The 17,084-nt window shown below is 63.5% G+C and carries 21 protein-coding genes; 10 read left to right on the top strand and 11 right to left on the bottom strand.

Going from position 1 to position 17,084, the window contains the following annotated elements; translation table 11 throughout:
• Nucleotides 1–4 precede the first annotated feature (4 nt).
• The 6 genes from ACFFWD_RS35775 (at nucleotide 5) to ACFFWD_RS35750 (ending at nucleotide 5,213) form a co-directional block, all read left to right on the top strand.
• Nucleotides 5–958, top strand: coding sequence for a sulfonate ABC transporter substrate-binding protein (locus ACFFWD_RS35775; RefSeq protein ID WP_376973643.1), 954 nt, complete (start codon nucleotides 5–7; stop codon nucleotides 956–958).
• Nucleotides 940–2,121: an FMNH2-dependent alkanesulfonate monooxygenase gene (gene ssuD, locus ACFFWD_RS35770; protein WP_376973641.1), complete on the top strand. Its 1,182-nt coding sequence runs from the start codon at nucleotides 940–942 to the stop codon at nucleotides 2,119–2,121. The genes ACFFWD_RS35775 and ssuD overlap by 19 nt, the downstream gene beginning before the upstream one ends.
• Nucleotides 2,118–2,924, top strand: a complete 807-nt coding sequence (locus ACFFWD_RS35765; RefSeq protein ID WP_376973639.1) for an ABC transporter permease subunit — start codon at nucleotides 2,118–2,120, stop codon at nucleotides 2,922–2,924. Before ssuD ends, ACFFWD_RS35765 begins: the two co-directional genes overlap by 4 nt.
• 8 nt (nucleotides 2,925–2,932) lie before the next feature.
• Complete coding sequence (locus tag ACFFWD_RS35760; RefSeq protein ID WP_376973637.1) at nucleotides 2,933–3,778, top strand: ATP-binding cassette domain-containing protein; 846 nt, start codon at nucleotides 2,933–2,935, stop codon at nucleotides 3,776–3,778.
• A 7-nt stretch (nucleotides 3,779–3,785) separates the two neighbouring features.
• Nucleotides 3,786–4,376, top strand: a complete 591-nt coding sequence (locus ACFFWD_RS35755) for a flavin reductase family protein (RefSeq protein WP_376973635.1) — start codon at nucleotides 3,786–3,788, stop codon at nucleotides 4,374–4,376.
• An 80-nt stretch (nucleotides 4,377–4,456) separates the two neighbouring features.
• Nucleotides 4,457–5,213, top strand: a protein-coding gene (locus tag ACFFWD_RS35750) for an IS5 family transposase (RefSeq protein ID WP_376973633.1) whose coding sequence is annotated in 2 segments (ribosomal slippage) — nucleotides 4,457–4,794 and nucleotides 4,793–5,213 — 759 coding nt in all. Because the reading frame shifts where the segments join, the coding sequence is not laid out codon by codon here.
• A 13-nt stretch (nucleotides 5,214–5,226) separates the two neighbouring features.
• Here the strand turns inward: ACFFWD_RS35750 and ACFFWD_RS35745 are convergent.
• Nucleotides 5,227–5,610, bottom strand: a complete 384-nt coding sequence (locus ACFFWD_RS35745) for a hypothetical protein (RefSeq protein ID WP_376973631.1) — start codon at nucleotides 5,608–5,610, stop codon at nucleotides 5,227–5,229.
• A 172-nt stretch (nucleotides 5,611–5,782) separates the two neighbouring features.
• On the opposite strand from ACFFWD_RS35745, the gene ACFFWD_RS35740 reads away from it, so the two are divergent.
• Nucleotides 5,783–6,022, top strand: a complete 240-nt coding sequence (locus ACFFWD_RS35740; protein WP_376973727.1) for a hypothetical protein — start codon at nucleotides 5,783–5,785, stop codon at nucleotides 6,020–6,022.
• Here ACFFWD_RS35740 and flbD read toward each other — a convergent pair.
• The 6 genes from flbD to sciP all read right to left on the bottom strand — a co-directional run bounded on the left by flbD (nucleotide 5,973) and on the right by sciP (nucleotide 11,572).
• Nucleotides 5,973–7,352: a sigma-54-dependent transcriptional regulator FlbD gene (gene flbD / locus ACFFWD_RS35735; protein WP_376973629.1), complete on the bottom strand. Its 1,380-nt coding sequence runs from the start codon at nucleotides 7,350–7,352 to the stop codon at nucleotides 5,973–5,975. The genes ACFFWD_RS35740 and flbD overlap by 50 nt on opposite strands.
• Before the next feature lie 52 nt (nucleotides 7,353–7,404).
• Nucleotides 7,405–7,755: a flagellar motor switch protein FliN gene (gene fliN / locus ACFFWD_RS35730; protein WP_376973627.1), complete on the bottom strand. Its 351-nt coding sequence runs from the start codon at nucleotides 7,753–7,755 to the stop codon at nucleotides 7,405–7,407.
• A 19-nt stretch (nucleotides 7,756–7,774) separates the two neighbouring features.
• Nucleotides 7,775–8,398 carry a FliH/SctL family protein gene (locus ACFFWD_RS35725; protein WP_376973625.1) on the bottom strand — a complete coding sequence of 208 codons (624 nt, stop codon included), beginning with the start codon at nucleotides 8,396–8,398 and terminating at the stop codon, nucleotides 7,775–7,777.
• On the bottom strand, nucleotides 8,398–9,483 hold the full coding sequence (gene fliG / locus ACFFWD_RS35720; RefSeq protein WP_376973623.1) for a flagellar motor switch protein FliG: 1,086 nt from the start codon (nucleotides 9,481–9,483) through the stop codon (nucleotides 8,398–8,400). Before fliG ends, ACFFWD_RS35725 begins: the two co-directional genes overlap by 1 nt.
• Before the next feature lies 1 nt (nucleotide 9,484).
• On the bottom strand, nucleotides 9,485–11,122 hold the full coding sequence (gene fliF, locus ACFFWD_RS35715) for a flagellar basal-body MS-ring/collar protein FliF (RefSeq protein WP_376973621.1): 1,638 nt from the start codon (nucleotides 11,120–11,122) through the stop codon (nucleotides 9,485–9,487).
• Between the two features lie 174 nt (nucleotides 11,123–11,296).
• Nucleotides 11,297–11,572 carry a CtrA inhibitor SciP gene (sciP, locus tag ACFFWD_RS35710; RefSeq protein ID WP_002714638.1) on the bottom strand — a complete coding sequence of 92 codons (276 nt, stop codon included), beginning with the start codon at nucleotides 11,570–11,572 and terminating at the stop codon, nucleotides 11,297–11,299.
• Nucleotides 11,573–12,446: 874 nt separating this feature from the next.
• Here sciP and ACFFWD_RS35705 point away from each other — a divergent pair.
• The gene (locus ACFFWD_RS35705) at nucleotides 12,447–12,731 is read left to right on the top strand and encodes a DUF4167 domain-containing protein (RefSeq protein ID WP_376973608.1); all 285 of its coding nucleotides are present in this window, start codon (nucleotides 12,447–12,449) and stop codon (nucleotides 12,729–12,731) included.
• A 90-nt stretch (nucleotides 12,732–12,821) separates the two neighbouring features.
• Here the strand turns inward: ACFFWD_RS35705 and ACFFWD_RS35700 are convergent, their stop codons facing one another.
• The gene (locus ACFFWD_RS35700; RefSeq protein ID WP_376973606.1) at nucleotides 12,822–12,980 is read right to left on the bottom strand and encodes a hypothetical protein; all 159 of its coding nucleotides are present in this window, start codon (nucleotides 12,978–12,980) and stop codon (nucleotides 12,822–12,824) included.
• A gap of 461 nt (nucleotides 12,981–13,441) precedes the next feature.
• Here ACFFWD_RS35700 and ACFFWD_RS35695 point away from each other — a divergent pair, with 461 nt between their 5' ends.
• Nucleotides 13,442–13,705, top strand: a complete 264-nt coding sequence (locus tag ACFFWD_RS35695) for a hypothetical protein (RefSeq protein ID WP_376973604.1) — start codon at nucleotides 13,442–13,444, stop codon at nucleotides 13,703–13,705.
• A 309-nt stretch (nucleotides 13,706–14,014) separates the two neighbouring features.
• Here ACFFWD_RS35695 and ACFFWD_RS35690 read toward each other — a convergent pair whose 3' ends face one another.
• Complete coding sequence (locus ACFFWD_RS35690) at nucleotides 14,015–14,296, bottom strand: transglycosylase (protein WP_376973602.1); 282 nt, start codon at nucleotides 14,294–14,296, stop codon at nucleotides 14,015–14,017.
• Nucleotides 14,297–14,484: 188 nt separating this feature from the next.
• Entirely contained in the window at nucleotides 14,485–14,685 is a 201-nt protein-coding gene (locus ACFFWD_RS35685) for a hypothetical protein (protein ID WP_376973600.1), read from the bottom strand.
• Nucleotides 14,686–15,123: 438 nt separating this feature from the next.
• Between ACFFWD_RS35685 and ACFFWD_RS35680 the strand changes: the two genes are divergently transcribed.
• On the top strand, nucleotides 15,124–15,561 hold the full coding sequence (locus tag ACFFWD_RS35680) for a DUF4167 domain-containing protein (RefSeq protein WP_376973598.1): 438 nt from the start codon (nucleotides 15,124–15,126) through the stop codon (nucleotides 15,559–15,561).
• A 140-nt stretch (nucleotides 15,562–15,701) separates the two neighbouring features.
• On the opposite strand, the gene ACFFWD_RS35675 is transcribed toward ACFFWD_RS35680, so the two are convergent.
• The gene (locus tag ACFFWD_RS35675; RefSeq protein WP_376973596.1) at nucleotides 15,702–16,691 is read right to left on the bottom strand and encodes an ABC transporter substrate-binding protein; all 990 of its coding nucleotides are present in this window, start codon (nucleotides 16,689–16,691) and stop codon (nucleotides 15,702–15,704) included.
• Nucleotides 16,692–17,084: the final 393 nt, after the last annotated feature.

Below are 17,084 nucleotides of genomic sequence, written 5' to 3'. Positions count from 1 at the left end.
CATCATGACGCGTTCGTTTCGGCGCTGGATTGCCCGCGCGGTGCTGTCGGTCAGCATTGTCGCCGCAACCGTCAGCGCATCCTATGGCCAGGAGAAGGTGGTCCGTATCGGCTACCAGAAGTACGGCAAGCTGGTCCTGCTCAAGAGCAAGGGCTCGCTTGAGGAGAAACTGAAAACGCTCGGCTACAAGGCAGTGTGGACCGAGTTTCCCTCGGGCCCGCCGCTGCTCGAGGCGCTCAATGTCGGTGCGATCGATTTCGGCAATACCGGCGAGGCGCCGCCGATCTTCGCGCAGGCCGCCGGCGCGCCGATTCAATACGTCGCCTACGAGCCGCCGGCGCCGAAAGGCGAGGCGATCCTCGTGCCGAAGGACAGCGCGCTCAAATCGGTCGCCGATCTCAAGGGCAAGAAGGTCGCGCTGAACAAGGGCTCCAACGTCCACTATCTCCTGGTCAAGGCGCTCGAGAAGGCCGGCGTCAAGTACTCCGAGATCGAGCCGGTGTTCCTGGCGCCCGCCGATGCGCGCGCGGCATTCGAGCGCGGCGCGGTCGATGCCTGGGTGATCTGGGATCCCTTCCAGGCCGCCGCCGAAGCGGCCACCGGCGCGCGGACGCTCGCCGACGGCACCGGCGTCGTCTCGAACTATCAGTTCTACTTCTCCTCGAAGAAGTTCCTGCAAAGCGATTCGAAGATCGTCGATCTCGTGCTCGCGCAGTTGGGTGAGGTCGATGACTGGGCCAAGGGCGACATCCACGCGGTGGCCGAGCAGCTTGCACCGACGATCGGGCTGTCGGTCCCGGTCGTGGAAGTCGCGCTGAAGCGCCAGGCCTACGGCATCAAGCCGGTCACCGACGCGGTCATCGCCGACCAGCAGCAGGTCGCCGACACCTTCTTCGCGCTCGGCCTGATCCCCAAACAAATCAAGATCTCTGATGTCGCATGGAGGCCGGGAACGTGAGCAACCCAACCAACGCCAACATCCTCTGGTTCCTGCCGACCCACGGTGACGGCCGCTATCTCGGAACGTCGATCGGCGGGCGCGAGGTCAATTTCAACTATCTGCGCCAGATCGCGCAGGCGGCCGATCAGCTCGGCTATTTCGGCGTGCTGCTGCCGACCGGCCGGAGCTGCGAGGATTCCTGGGTGGTGGCGTCGGCCGTCGCGCCGACGACCGAGCGGCTACGCTACCTCGTCGCGGTCAGGCCCGGCCTGCAATCCCCTGCAGTCGCGGCGCGGATGACCGCGACGCTGGACCGGCTCTCGAACGGCCGCCTTCTGATCAATGTCGTCACCGGCGGCGATCCGGTCGAGAACAAGGGCGACGGCATCTTCTTGGCCCACGACGAACGCTATGCGGTGACGCGCGAGTTTCTCGACATCTACAGCGATCTGCTCGCCGGCAAGACGGTCAATGTCCAGGGCAAGCACATCCAGATCGAGGACGGACGGCTGTTGTTCCAGCCGGTGCAGTCGCCGCGGCCGCCGCTCTATTTCGGCGGCTCGTCTGATGCCGGCATCGAGGTGGCGGTCGACACCGTCGACAAATATCTGACCTGGGGCGAGCCGCCGGCGCAGGTCGCAGAGAAGGTTGCACGGGTGAAGGCGGTTGCCGCGCAGCGCGGCCGCAAGCTGTCGTTCGGGATCCGCTTGCACGTGATCGTACGCGAAACCAATGCGGAGGCATGGCGGGCCGCCGACGAGCTGATCCAGCACGTGACCGACGATACGATCGCCGCGGCCCAGAAGATCTTCTCGCGGATGGATTCGGTCGGCCAGCAGCGCATGGCCGAGCTGCATGGCGGGCGCCGCGACAAGCTCGAGATCAGTCCCAACCTCTGGGCCGGCGTCGGCCTGGTGCGCGGCGGCGCCGGCACGGCGCTGGTCGGCGATCCCCAGACCGTTGCTGCAAGGATCAGGGAGTATCAGGAGATCGGCATCGATACCTTCATCATGTCGGGCTACCCGCATCTCGAGGAAGCCTATCGTTTCGCCGAGTTGGTGTTCCCGCTGCTGTCACTCTCCCAGCCAGGTAGTGTGACGCCGATCCGCGTCAACACCGGGCCGTTCGGCGAAACCATCGGCAACGACTACCGGCCGCAGAAACAGGCAGCTCAATCATGAGCCTCATCGACAGTCTCCCGCGCGTCGGCGTGCCAAAACTACCGAAAGTGGGCGGCCTGATTCCCTGGATCGTCCCGCTCGCGATCATTCTCGTCTGGCAGCTCGCTTGCGTCACCGGCTTTGTGCCGGCGCGGGTGCTGCCGGCGCCCACCGACGTCGCGCTGGCGGGGTGGAAGCTCGTGCTCTCCGGCGAGCTCGTTCGCAACATCTGGATCAGCTTCTGGCGCGCCGGCATCGGCTTCCTGATCGGCGGCGGCATCGGCTTTGCGTTCGGTCTCGCCAACGGGCTGTCGCAGCTGTCGGCCAAGCTCACCGACACGACGCTGCAGATGGTGCGCAACATCCCGCATTTGGCGCTGATCCCGCTCGTCATCCTGTGGTTCGGCATCGACGAGTCGGCCAAGCTGTTCCTGGTCGCGCTCGGCGTGTTCTTTCCGATCTATCTGAACACGCTGCACGGCATCCGTACCGTCGATCCGCAACTGATCGAGATGGGCCGCATCTACGGCATGACCGACGGTCAATTGTTCCGCCGGGTGATCTTCCCGGGCGCGCTGCCGTCGATCTTCGTCGGCCTGCGCTTCGCGCTCGGCATCATGTGGCTGACCCTGATCGTGGCGGAGACCATCGCCGCCTCGTCGGGCCTTGGCTACATGGCGATGCAGGCGCGCGAATTCATGCTGATCGACGTCGTCGTGCTCTCGATCCTGATCTACGCCTTGCTCGGCAAGCTCGCCGACAGCGCCTCGCGGGCGCTGGAGCGGCTGACCTTGTCCTGGCACCCCGCCTTCCAGAAACAGTGAGAGTGCAAATGCAAGAGGCGCTTCGTTTCGAGTCCGTGGACGCCGAGCCGGTCGAGCGTGCCGACATCATCGCGCAGGCGCGGCAGTTGCGGCGCGGTTCGCTAGGCGCGGCCCGCGGGCTATCGCTCACGGTCCGCGGCTTGCGCAAGTCGTTCGGCGACAATGAGGTGCTGCGCGGCATCGACCTGCATATTCCTCCGGGGCAGTTCGTTGCGATCGTCGGCCGCAGCGGCTGCGGCAAGAGCACGTTGCTGCGCCTGATCGCCGGCCTCGAAGCGGCGAGCGCGGGGAGCATCGCCTTTGGCGAGGAACCGCGGGCGCAGGACGTCCGCGTCATGTTCCAGGAGGCGCGATTGCTGCCCTGGGCGCGCGTGCTCTCCAATGTCGAGGTCGGGCTCGGCCGCGAGCGGGCCTCTGCCGATGTGCAGGCGCGTGCCGAACATGCGTTGGTCGAGGTCGGCCTCGGCGACAAACGCGCGCAATGGCCCGCGGTGCTGTCCGGTGGTCAGAAGCAGCGCGTGGCGCTGGCGCGTGCATTGGTCAGCCAGCCGCGCGTGCTGGCCTTTGACGAGCCGCTCGGCGCCCTCGATGCGTTGACCCGGATCACGATGCAGCAACTGCTGGAGCGAGTCTGGCGCGACCAGGGCTTTACCGCGATCCTGGTGACGCATGATGTCGCCGAGGCGGTCGCGCTCGCCGACCGGGTGCTGGTGATCGAGGGCGGCCGCATCGCGCAGGACTTTGCCGTCGACCTGCCGCGGCCGCGCCGGCGCGGCTCGGCCGAGCTCGCCGCGCTCGAGGGCGCGATCCTGACGCACCTGCTCGCGGGCAGCGAAGAAGCCACCCATCCCTGAGGCCGCCATGAACTCCATCGTCCGCAATATCTCGCTCGACCAGGTCGTCTCCGCCGATGATTTTCGCGGCGCGATGCGTCATCTGACCGGCGGCGTCAGCGTCATCACGGCCGGCCGCGGCCGGGATATTTCCGGCATGACGGTAACGTCGGTATCGTCGCTGTCAGTCGATCCGCCGTCCCTGATTGTCAGCATCAACCGCGAAGCGTCGTCATGGCCGTTGATCAGGCGCCACGGCGTGTTTGGCGTGAATATCCTGACGGCGGACCAGCTCGATATCGCCGAGCGCTTTACCGGCAAGGATGGCCTGAGGGGTGCCGACCGGTTCGCCGGCGCCGAATGGACGACGCGGGCCTCCGGCGTGCCGTTGCTGGTCGGTGCGCTCGCGGCTGTTGACTGCGAGGTCGAGGACGTCATTGAGCGCCACTCGCACGCGATCGTCATCGGTCGCGTGCGCGATGTGGTGGCCTCGCAACGCACCGCCGCGCTGGCGTACTGGCATGGCGAGTACGTCGCGATCGACAGGGAAGAAGACGCCGCCAGGCTGGCGGAGGTCAGCCTGCCGTCGCGCCACGTCCATGTCCGTGGGCCGCGCTAGGACCAATCCACATTCAAGATTCCCATAGCTGAATGATGCTGAATCAATGCGTTCCGGACCTTTTGATTCGGAGCGTACTGATGGGCGTGAAGCGCTATGAACTAAGCGAGGCACAATGGGCTCGGATTGCACCTATGCTGCCGGGCAAGGTGGGTGATCCCGGCCGGAGCGGTGTCGACAACCGCCTGTTCGTGAACGGGGTTTTGTGGGTTCTGCGGTCCGGTGCCTACTGGCAGCACCTGCCGGAGCGCTATGGCAAGTGGAAGAGCGTACACGCGCGTTTCACCCGCTGGGCCAAGGCCGGCGTGTGGGAGAAGGTGTTTGCCGAACTGATCAAGGATCGCGACAACAAATACCTGATGCTCGACACCACTCTGGTTCGTGTCCACCAGCAGGCCGCGAGCGGAAAGGGGGGCCAAAACTCAGGAGTTGGGGCGTTCCCGAGGTGGATTGACGACCAAGATCCACATGCTCTGCGACAGCCTCGGTCGGCCGCTGCGCTTCAGGCTCACCGCCGGCCAACGACACGACAACCTCACTGCAAAAGCCCTGCTCGAAGGCTTCACCGCCGAGGCCGTGCTGGCCGACAAGGCCTACGACAATAACGATCTGCGCACGACCATCGCAGACATGAACGCCGAAGCGGTAATCCCCTCAACCCGTTCTCGTAAGGTCCCCATCCCGCATGACGAGACGATCTACAAGCTACGCAACCGCATCGAGCGCTGCTTCAACAAGCTCAAACACTTCCGCCGCTTCGCCACCCGATATGACCGACGGGCAGACTACTTCCTCGCCTTCGTCCACCTCGCCGCAATCTGCATTTGGCTCCGTTGAATGTGGATTCGTCCTAGTCCATGATCGCGGTCAGTGTCGCCGGGGAATCGATGCTCACTGTACCGCCGCGGACGCCGGACCACAGCGCCTGGATCGTTTGCGGCTGGTTGGTCAGGGGGACACCGACAACCACCGTGGTGGGAACGCGTCCGGAGCTGGGCGGGACCTGCTCGTTATAGGTGAAGCCGCCGATGACCGAAGAGGCCACGCCGTCGACGCTGATCCCGAAGGTGCCGCCGGGATTGTTGCTGCCCGTCGCAAAGGCGAAGGGGACGTTGAGAATGACGATCGCGGTGGTGCCGACGCCCTCGGGAATCGTGAAGGTGAGGCCGGTCATCGGTACGAGCGACTCGGAATCCGTGGACTGGGTGCCGGTGGTCTGTGCGTAAAATGCCATCTTTCACTCTCCAGTTGTCAAAAAAATAAAGGACAATAAGAGATTGAGTACGGCAACGGATGTCAAGATTCAAGAGATGAAAGTTTGGTGACCCCGGCGCGGCCTGTTGCCCGTGGCGTTTTCATGGGCAGCCGACTAGAAGGCGGGGTATGCTGCTCGGAATGAGAACGCAATGAAGCGCCTGGGAGCCTGGCTGTTCTATCTGGTCGGCGCGCTCGCGATCGCCTATCTGGGGCTCTATGCCTATGTGGCGTTCACCGGGCGTGACATGACGCCCGGCGACCCCATCCGCATCTTCCGTAGGCCCGATGCGCCGAGCTATTCGCGGCGCGAAGCCGTTCCTGAAGTGGCCTTATCCATCGTCAACCCGCCATGCGCTGATAGTCGGGAGCGCCATTGCCGGCCGGGGTGATCGGGATTCCGCCGTCGGCATATTCGTTCAGCTTGTTGCGCAGCGTGCGGATCGAGATGCCCAGGATGTTGGCGGCGTGGGTGCGGTTGCCGAGGCAGTGCTTCAGCGTCTCCAGGATCAGGTCGCGCTCGACATCGGCGACGGTGCGGCCGACGAGCGCGCGGGTAACCTGCTCGGCGGCAAGCGTCGCGTGCGCGACGACGGGCGCGGTCCTGGCGTGATCGAGGCGATCGCCGTCGGGCGTGATGATCGCCTCAGCGCCAATTTCGTCGCCCTGCGCCATCAGGACCGAGCGATGGATGGTGTTCTCGAGCTCGCGGACATTGCCCTGCCAGCGGTTCGAGGTCAGCACGCGCCGTGCCTCCGCGGAGATCGGGCGGACCGGCACGCCATTGGCCTCGGCGTATTTCTTGGCGAAATGCTGCGCCAGCTCGAGGATGTCGGCCGGCCGGTCGCGCAGCGGCGGGATCTTCAGGTTGACGACATTGAGACGGAACAGCAGGTCTTCGCGGAACGTGCCTTCGCGCACCGCGTCATTCAGGTTGCGGTTGGAGGTCGCGATGATGCGGATGTCGACCGGCACCGGCTTGGTGCCGCCGACGCGATCGATCACGCGCTCCTGGATCGCGCGCAACAATTTGGATTGCAGGCGCACGTCCATTTCGGAAATTTCGTCGAGCAGCAGCGTGCCGCCGGTGGCCTCCTCGAACTTGCCGATGCGGCGGGCGACCGCGCCGGTGAAGGCGCCCTTCTCGTGGCCGAACAGCTCGGATTCCAGGAGGTGCTCCGGGATCGCCGCGCAATTGATCGAGATGAACGGCCGCTTGGCGCGGGCCGAGCGCGAATGGACGTAGCGCGCCAGCACTTCCTTGCCGGTGCCGGACTCGCCGGTGATCATCACCGAGGCGTCGGAGCCGGCGATTTGCTGCGCGAGCCGGATCACCTTGCCCATCGCCTCGTCGCGATAGACGAGATCGCGGGCGTCGTTGGCGACCGCGGCCAGCACGGCGGCGATCAACTCGGGATCGGGCGGCAGCGGGATGTATTCCTTGGCGCCGGCATGGATCGCGGCGACCGCGGCGCGGGCGTCGTTGGAGATGCCGCAGGCGACGATCGGCACGTGGATGTGCTCGGCTTCGAGCCGCATCACCAGATCGCGGATATCGAGCCCGACATCGACCAGCAGCAGGTCGGCGCCCTTGCCGCCGCGCAGCACGCCCATCGCCTGTTCGGCGGCCTCGGCGTGGGTCACCGACGCGCCGTTGTCCATCGCGATCTTGGTGGCGGTCGTGAGCTGACCCTTCAGGGTGCCAACGATGAGAAGCCGCATGATAATCTCCTGTTCGTCTGGTCGCGCAGGTCCCGCGCGCTATCGTTGGATGTTACGAGCGTTCCGCCTTGATGATCTCGGTCATGGTCACGCCAAGCTTGTCTTCCACCAGCACGACTTCGCCACGCGCCACCAGGCGGTTGTTGACGTAGATGTCGATCGCCTCGCCGACGCGGCGGTCGAGTTCGAGCACCGTACCGGGTCCTAGCTTCAGGAGGTCGCCGACGTCCATCTTGGAGCGGCCGAGCACGGCCGACACCTGGACCGGCACGTCGAACACCGCCTCGAGGTCGGCGGCAATCCGGGATGCGTTTTCGTCTTCGTTGTAGCCCACGTCATCGATCGACGGCGCGTCGGCCGAATTCAGATCGGGCAGCGGGACCTGTGCGTCGGTGTCGCTCATGGTTCATTCCTCACGGCCGTCAGCCGGCCTGATTGCGGGACGCCAGATAGCGCCCGACAAGTTCGTTGATCTTGGTCTCGATCGCCGCGCGCTCCAGCACCACGCCGCCGTCGGCCCATTCGATCCGACAATCGCCGGTCGCAATCGTGGGTTCGGCGAGGATCACCAGCCGGCCCTCGAAGCCGCTGTGCGACGCCAACCGCTCGATGTTCTCGCGCGCCGGCTCGTAGAGGGCGTCGTTGATGCGGACCACGAGATGCGGGGTCGCGACCAGATGCGAGAAACAGTCGCTGACGAGCGCGGTGATCTCGGCAAGCGGTTCGCGCGCGATCAGCTCGGCGCAGAGCTTGCGGGCGACCGCGATCGCGACGTCGACGGCCTCGGTCTCCATCCGCGCCTCGATGCCGGAGAAGCGCGCCGCGATACCCTTGATCGCGACGCCGATCTCCTCCAGCGCCAGCGCGGAGCGGCGGTCGCTCTCGACCTTGGCCTCGCGCTGAGCCGCATCGTAGCCGGCGCGATAGGCCCGCGCCTCGGCCTCGGCGATCTTCTGCGCGATCTCGGCCGGCGTCGCCGCGCGCTCGCGGGAGCGGTCCGGCGCCGCGAAGTCGGTATCGAACAGGAATTTTGCGGGCGCGGCCATCAGTACACCAGCTCGTCGTCGGCGCGGTTCTTGGTGAGCGTGATCTCGCCCTTGGCGGCGAGATCCTTGGCGAGGTTGACGAGCAGAGCCTGCGCCTCGTCGACGTCGCGCAACCGGACCGGGCCCATCGCGGCCATGTCGTCCATCAGCATCTTGCCGGCGCGCGAGGACATGTTGGAGAGGAAGAAGCTGCGCACCTCCTCGTTGGCGCTCTTCAGCGCGACGCCGAGCTTGTCCTTGTCGATATTGCGCATCAGGGTCTGGGCCGAGCCGGTGTCGAGCTTGATCAGGTCGTCGAAGGTGAACATCAACGCCTTGATGCGCTCGGCGGATTCGCGGTTTTCCTCTTCCAGCGAGGTGATGAAGCGGGTTTCGGTCTGGCGGTCGAAATTGTTGAAGATTTCCGCCATCACCTCGTGGGCGTCGCGGCGGCGGGTCTGCGACAGGTTGGACATGAATTCGGTCCGCAGCGTCTGCTCGACGCGCTCGATGACCTCCTTCTGCACCGCTTCCATTCGCAGCATGCGGTTGACGACATCGAGCGCGATGTCCTCGGGCAGGATCGCGAGCACCCGCGCGGCGTGCTCCGGCTTCAGCTTCGACAGAACCACGGCGATGGTCTGCGGGTATTCGTTCTTGAGGTAGTTGGCGAGCACCTCTTCCTGCACGTTGGAGAGCTTCTCCCACATGTTGCGGCCGGCGGGACCGCGGATCTCGTCCATGATGCCGTTGACGCGCTCGGCGGGCAGGTATTGCTGCAGCAGCCGCTCGGTGGCGTCGAAATTGCCCATCAGCGCGCCCGACGCCGACATCCGCGAGACGAACTCGAGCAGGAGGTCCTCGACCACGTCGGCCTCGACGGTGCCGAGCGTCGACATGTGGATCGACAGTTCGCGGACCTCGTCATCGTCGAGCAAGGACCAGATCTTGCCGCCATATTGCTCGCCGAGCGCCAGCATCAGGATCGCCGCGCGCTTGGGTCCGGACAGCGGCTTGCCCTTCGGCCGGTTGCTCTGCCGGCTCGCCAGCGTCGAGAGGACGCTGGTGATGTCGTTGGCGTTCGTGGTCTGCGGTACGGAGGCCATATCAGCTCTCGGCAGGCTCGCTCAACCATTGACGGACAATGGAGGCGGTCTCGTTCGGATTGCGTTCGGCGAGTTCGCCCACCCGGTGCACGGCCTGGGCGTGGACCTGACCCTGGATCTGGGCGACGTCGATCAATTGCGCGGTGGCATTGCCGCCGGGCAGCAGCGCCTGGCCTGATCCGCCGGCGGCTTCGGCGTGCGCGCTGCCATCGGCGAGCGCGGGGGCGGCCGCCTCGCCGGTCAGCATCGGGATGACGTCGGCGGCCACGATGCGCTTGACCAGCGGGCGGATCACCATGAACAGCACCACGAGGCCGAGCAGCATCATCACGCCGAGCTCGATGACGTACATCACATCATCCTTGGTGAATTGCAGCATGCCGAGCAGGCCGGTCGGCTCGGCGAGCGGCGCCACCGCGGGCGGCTCGGCAAAGCGGAGGTTGACGACCTCGACCTGGTCGCCACGCTTCTGGTCGAAGCCGATCGCCGAGCGCACCAGCGCTGCGATGCGGTCGAGCTGCTCCTTGCCGCGGTCCTGGTAGACCATCTCGCCTTTTTCATTCTTGGAGTAGGCGCCGTCGACCAGCACGGCGACCGAGATCCGGTTGACGCGGCCGGCCTCGGTGACCTCGGTCTTGGTGGTGCGGGAAATCTCGTAGTTGTTGGTTTCCTCGCTCTTCTTGCTCTGGTCCTTGGCGCGGGCGGCGTTGTCCTGGTTCTGGTTGCCGGGCAGTTCGTTGTTGACCGTGACCTGGCCGGAGTTGTCGGCGGTGAGGCTACTTTCCTCGCGGGTCTGGCTCGAGCGCAGCACGCGGCCCTCGGGATCGAACTTGTCCGAGGTCTGGGTGATCTTGTTGTAGTCGAAGTCGGCCGCGACCTTGACCCGCGCGCGGCCGGCGCCGACCACCGAGGAGACGATGTCCTCGACCTGCTTCTGCGTCCGCTTCTCGAAGGCGGTGCGGCGCTCGTCGCCGACGGCGCTTTCGGCGTCGGTGGCGGCGCCGTCGGCCAAGAGCTGGCCGGCTTCGTCGACGATCGAGACGCGTTGCGGTTTCAGCCCGTTGACGGCGGAGGCAACCACATGGCGGATGGCGCGGATCTGCTGCGGCTCCAGCGCCCCGCGCACCCGCACCACGATCGAGGCCGACGGCTCCGGGGTCTCGCGCGAGAACAGCGGCTTCTCCGGCAGCACCAGATGGACGCGGGCGGCCTGGACGCGGTCGATGGCGCGGATGGTGCGGGCGAGCTCGCCCTCCAGCGCGCGCAAATGATTGATGTTCTGGACGAAGCTCGTGGTGCCGAGCGCGTCCGACTTGTCGAAGATCTCGTAGCCGACGCCGCCGCCCTTGGGCATGCCGCCCTCGGCGAGCTTCATCCTGAGCCGGGTGACCTTGTCCTTCGGCACCATGATCGCGGCGCCCTCATTGCGCAGCTCGAAGGGGATCGCCTGGCGCTCCAACTCCTTGATAATGGCCGAGGAATCCTCGGTCGACAGGTCGGTGAAGAGGGTGGTCATTTGCGGCGTGGTGACGCGCATGATGACGAAGGCGAAGAAGCCGATCAGGGCGGCGGTGACCGCCACCATGGCCGCCAGGCGGGCCGCGCCAAGACCTCTCAGGAAAGCAACCAGACTTTGCACCAACGGCCCCCAGGGATTCGGCCCGCTCGGGTCCGACTGGGCAAATATTGCCTAGGGTATGGTTTCCATCTGGTTAACGAAGGTTAAGGACCGCGGCAAAATCGCGGACATGAAAAAAACCGGCTTCGCAAAACGAAGCCGGTTTTCGTCAAATTCTGTCAATTTGGCGAGAATTTACTGCCGATATTGCTGGATGCGGGTGGTGCGCAGCCCGGCCAGACCATGCTGGTCGATCGAGAACTGCCAGGACAGGAACTCGTCGACGGTCAGCGTGTAGCGGCTGCAGGCTTCCTCCAGGGAAAGCAGGCCGCCGCGGACCGCGGCTACGACTTCGGCCTTGCGGCGGATCACCCACCGTTTGGTTCCGGGCGCCGGCAAATCTGCGATGGTCAACGGGCTGCCGTCAGGCCCGATGACGTACTTCACCCTCGGGCGATGGGGTTCTGTCATGGCGTACTCACAAACTCTCAACCACTGAACTCACGGTAGAAACCTACGCCCCTCGGCTTAAAATTTGCCTAAGCCCAAGGGTTCAATACGATTCTCGTTGGAGCGGCCGGGAACACGACAAGATTCGGGGGCCCGGGGCGCCGCAACGGGGAGAGGCGCGATGGTTCGGGGGCGGCCCCATTTGGCAAGCCCGCCGGGCGACATCAGCCCACTGCCGCGCAATTCTCGTCATGCAATTCGACTCGCGAACCGCAGATCGGACCGGGTACCGGATAAGACGCGACTGCTTTGCGGTCCATCGCCGTCATCTCGGTGAGGACGCGCCGTGTGAGCGGGGCAGCTCGTTCAGGCGAAGTGTGGTCTCTGCCGGCTTCGCCTTCAGCAACAGTGCATCGCGCTCTTGTCCACGGCAATCCTTTCGCGGCTCGGCGCGCCTTGCCGGCCCATCGTCTCAGCCGATCCTCGAATGACAACATAGGCTTTCGCCGATTGCGTTTGGCCATCATCGCAGTCTCCCGCCTTGGGGAGCAGCAGCTTCGTGCTGGCCTGTCCGGACGTCACTAACCCAGGTTAAGCCAGTCAGAGGTCCATTGTGGCAACATCTCCTCCGGCCGATTGTCCTGACCTGTTTCAGGGACCATTTTCCCCGGTCGGACGTTAGTATCTTGAGAAAACGACCACTGGCGAACCATTTTGCGGGACGACCCCGCAGCACGGCCTCGCGCGCAGCATTATCGAAACAGGCGCGCCGCGCCGCCTCGCACCGCTCCGCGTCGGCCCGCTCAGCCGCAGCCCGCAAGGCGGCAAAGACCAAGGGCCCGGCGCGCCGCTCCGCTGCGGCAAGGAAGGCAGCCCGGACCAGAGCACGCCGACGGTGATAAATCTGGCAGCAACCACAATGCCGAGAAGAACACGATCATGGAAAGGCAAACCGGCCGGAGCCCGCCTCCCTGAATCGAAGCGGTCCCAGAACGCGCTCCGGAACTATGAACGCTACCTGGAGCTGGCGCGCGCCGAAGCTTTGAACGGCGACCTTGTCGCGGCGGAAAATTATCTTCAGCACGCCGAGCACTATCTGCGCGCAATGCAGGAGAGCCGCGCCGCGGACGGTTCGAGCGGCGGTCAGGAAATCCCGCCCAAACAACGATCCAACGGATGACGCTGCTGGCCGGCGTGGCATGGTGCGGTCTTGCCGTGCTCTGTTGCAACGCCCTTCGTTGCGATGTCGCCCGGCGGATGTCGCGGCCGGTCACCCGATGGGAATAGCAACGAACCGCGTCGCTTCGTTTGACTTGATGCGGACCAATGCAATTCGTTTTCCGAGGCTTCTCCTCTGGATCAACGGCGGCCCTGGAAATTCGCCGGCCTTGTCGGCCTCCTCACGGAAGCGTTTGACTTCCTTGCTCATCGCGTCCGGCCGAACCCTGTTGCCGTATCCAAGACAGCGCGCGCACGCGTGTTCCGCCGCTCGCGAGATCAAACTCTGTGCGTTCGCCGCCGCTGGTCGCACTGGGGATAGAGCTCTTCGATGCTCCGTCGGATTTCCGGGTTGACGGCCGAGTAAGAACTGAGCCGCTTTCAATGCGTAGAAAATGTAGCGGTTACTGCTGAAAAATATCGGCCGCTTTGGTTGAGTCCTGGAAATTCGTCCAACCATTTTTCAGGCTCTTCGGCTGGAACATCGCCTCGGGTCGCTACAAAATTGCGGATCAGTTCTGCTCCGGTTTCCGCATGAAGGTTACGGCCGCACCGTTTGTGGGGATGCCTTCGGAGCCGGACGGCACATAGTACCAAAAATAAATCCGTTATCGAGGAACCTTTATCAGCTGCCCCTATTTGCTCGCTGTCCACTACTAGGAGGTAGACAGCATGACGAAAATTCTTTTAGCGACGGTCGCTATCCTCGCATTCGCGGCACCTTCATTCGCGCAGCAGGAGCAAAAAACTACCGGTCAAGCGCCGCCATCAGGTGCTTCCTCGTTCTACGTGGCTCAAGATACCGCGACGATGAAATGTCAAATTGTCAATGCCCAGCCTGCCGCTGGTGGCAACTTGAAGGTTATCGGTATGGCTCATCCGTCACAGGCCGAAGCGCAAACAGCTTTGGCGGCTGAGAAAACCTGCGCCAAGTAGTGAAGTGAAGGCGTGAGTACAGGGGTGGATCTATTGGTTCGAGAAGACCACTGACCCACCCCGCCAACTGTGTCGCCGGACGGATGGCGTTGCCTCAGGATGCCTGAGATGCGACAGTCAATGAATAACACTGGAAAGCCATTGGGAAACCGGTACTGGGAAATTTTGAAAGTATTCACAGACCGCTGGGCGGAACGCGCTCGAAGCAATCTCACCTCCGATAGCAACAAAAAAAGGATTACCGCTAGACCGCTTTTGTCGAACGGGGTGGCACGGTAGTTTTGTGCGCCACGAGCAGAGGTATTTTTATTACCTAGCCATCCGCCAAGCGAACAGCACCACAGTCGCCCCGAGCGCCGCTACAATTGCCGACGTCACTATCCCGCCGCCGAGCGCGAGAAGCACAGCGATGTGATAGCCAATCAACGCGCCAGCAATACCCACCAACGCGCTTGTGACGATGCCGCGGGTTGATCCGGAGAATTGACGAGCAAGCCATGATGGCCCCGCAAGCCGGTCGAACAGAAAGCCAGCGGCGAGGCCGATTACGAGAACTACAATAAACGTTACGACGGAGTCTGGGGCGCGCATGTTAGGCCGCCTTGAGTGTGGTTTAGATAGATTTACGCAAACGTTGGGACACTTCAGTTCAAGTGTCACAGGAACCGTGCGCCTTTACGGGAGAGAAGTCGACTAATATGTCGTGAAATCGGCGGTCGAAAAAATTGGGCCGACCACTTTCAGTCTACCACCAAGCGGTGGCGAATTGCGTACCAGCTCTACTGCTGTGATTTTCGTTCGGGAGAGGCCAGCCAGCCATTGATACGTGCCGCCAAATCCGCCAAGCGGGCTTTCTCCAAGAGGGCATCACGCATCTTTCCGGGAGGCAGGGTGGCAGCCATCTCTCGGGCGCGCTGAGCTTCATTTGCCAGGCGCTGACCAAACGAGATTTCGTGCTTAACGCGGGTATGCGACAACATGGCGGTTGCCTATTTTGAAACGCGCTCTCACAACGCCGCTCCCCGGATAAACGTTCAACAAGAACTTTGGGAACGCGATTCTTGGAACCAAACGAACTGCTGTGTCTTGTATACAGGCTGGAACAACAGAGGGGATTTGCCGGACCGATCAAGGTTGGTGACACGCATGTTAGTGGTAGGCGTCAACCAAGTTCGCGAGGGTTACCATGATTGAGGGTAGCTTCGATGCTCGAACGCTTGCCTGCATGAATGTTGCGCTGGACCGGGTTTGCGAACACTCCCCGCTCGGAGAACAACACGAGGTTCGCGAGCGCGTCGCGCAGGGCATTATCCGATGCGCAAAAAGCGGCAGGACCACGCTAGGAGCTCTCATAGAGGCTGGGGGGCGCGCCTTGTACCGTCTCCCGGAGAAACCAAAACAATCCGCGTGAGTACGCCGTGCGGGCTTTAGACCGACGGCGGTTCGCCGACGCCAAGCTCCTTGACGGCGAGCTTAGAAATCACTGCCGGATCGCGAACGCCCGTCGCGCCGGGGCCGGCGCGCCGCTCCGCTGCGGCAAGGAAGGCAGCCCGGACCAGAGCACGCCGACGGTGATAAATCTGGCAGCAACCACAATGCCGAGAAGAACACGATCATGGAAAGGCAAACCGGCCGGAGCCCGCCTCCCTGAATCGAAGCGGTCCCAGAACGCGCTCCGGAACTATGAACGCTACCTGGAGCTGGCGCGCGCCGAAGCTTTGAACGGCGACCTTGTCGCGGCGGAAAATTATCTTCAGCACGCCGAGCACTATCTGCGCGCAATGCAGGAGAGCCGCGCCGCGGACGGTTCGAGCGGCGGTCAGGAAATCCCGCCCAAACAACGATCCAACGGATGACGCTGCTGGCCGGCATCGCATGGTGCGGTCTTGCCGTGCTCTGTTGCAACGCCCTTCGTTGCGATGTCGGCCGGCGGATGGCAGCGCAATAGCGGACCTCACCAGAGGTCCGAGTTGGGCCAATCAGCGACATTGGCGGGCTACTCGATCACCTCGTCGGCTTGAGCGAGCAGCGACAGGGAAACATCGACGCCTAGCGCTCTTGCGGCTTTCAAATTGATGACCAGCTCGAACTTGATCGGCAGCTGCACGGGAAGATCCGCAATTTGCGAGCCCCTCAGGACGCGGTCGACGTAAGCTGCGGCTCGCCGATACAAGTCAAGGATATCGACACCGTAAGACATCAGTCCACCGCCTGAAGCAAAGAAGCGGAAAGCATAGATTGTGGGCACACGGTCGCGGGCCGCTGTTGAGATTATTAACTCGCGATGGATACCATTGAAGATGTCTGGCATCACCACGAGCCCCCCATTGGGTTCGCTGGCAACCGCGGCAATCGCTTGTTCGAGCCCGGCCGCATCGCGCACCGGCACAGCGATCGGTTCGACACCCAGCGATCTTGCAGCCGCCTCCAGCGGGCGCAAGTAATATGATCCGGCTCCCGGAGCGGTCTCGGGGTTAAAGATGCAATGGACCCGCGCGAGTCGGGGCGCGATCTCCTTCAGTAGATCAACCCACTTTCCTGCAAGTGAAGGCTCCAGATCGACAAGGCCGCTGACGTTGCCGCCGGGCTTGGCCAAGCTGGCAACAAAGCCGCTTGCGATTGGATCGGTAACCTGCACGAAAACGATGGGAATGGTGCGTGTCTCGCCGAGTAACGCCGTCACTATGGCAGTGTTCTGAGCGACGATGACGTCAGGCTGCTGACTGACCAGCTCTTTCGCAAACGTCCGTGTCCGTTCAGGGTCACCGCCAGCCCACCGGTATTCAAACAGGACATTGCGATCCCGATTCCACCCAAGCTGCGAAAGGCCTTGCTCAAACGCCTGAGCCTGTTTCTTTCCTTCAGCGTCGGCGAGCGAGCGTCCCAATAGCACCCCAATGCGCTGCGCTCTCTCTCGCGCACGCGCCGCGAGCGGCCAACCTGCAGCGGCGCCGCCAACAAGCGTGATAAACTCGCGCCGTCTCATGGCCTTCCCCTCTCAAGCAACACAGCCTACCACATCGTTGTAGGAATGCCGCGTTGTGCATCACAGCAGAATTGATCGTCGAATGGCAAAGATGGGTCACGAGCGGCGATGCTCTGACTGATCGTAAGATTTCCGCTTGACCGTCAGAAGCTGACGTCTGCGCCTATATGAGTGCAGGCCCTAACTATCCCGCCCTGCAGGCCGCCATTGCCGCCTTGGCACTGATTTGCCCGACGGCGCAAGTGCCGGCGTGAAAAATATTTCGGTTTTTCGTAAGCGCAAATCAGTGTAATGATCCGCCCGTCTCACCCGAATGAGGGGCGGCTCGCGATCGTCACGAACGTGGTGTGAGATGCGGTGGACGCCGAGCGCGCAACTGACGAGTGCGTGCAC

This window comes from Bradyrhizobium erythrophlei (genome assembly GCF_042430365.1).
GTDB lineage: Bacteria > Pseudomonadota > Alphaproteobacteria > Rhizobiales > Xanthobacteraceae > Bradyrhizobium > Bradyrhizobium erythrophlei.
The sequence above is the reverse complement of the archived record's forward strand: the minus strand, read 5'-3'. Positions and strand labels throughout refer to the sequence as shown.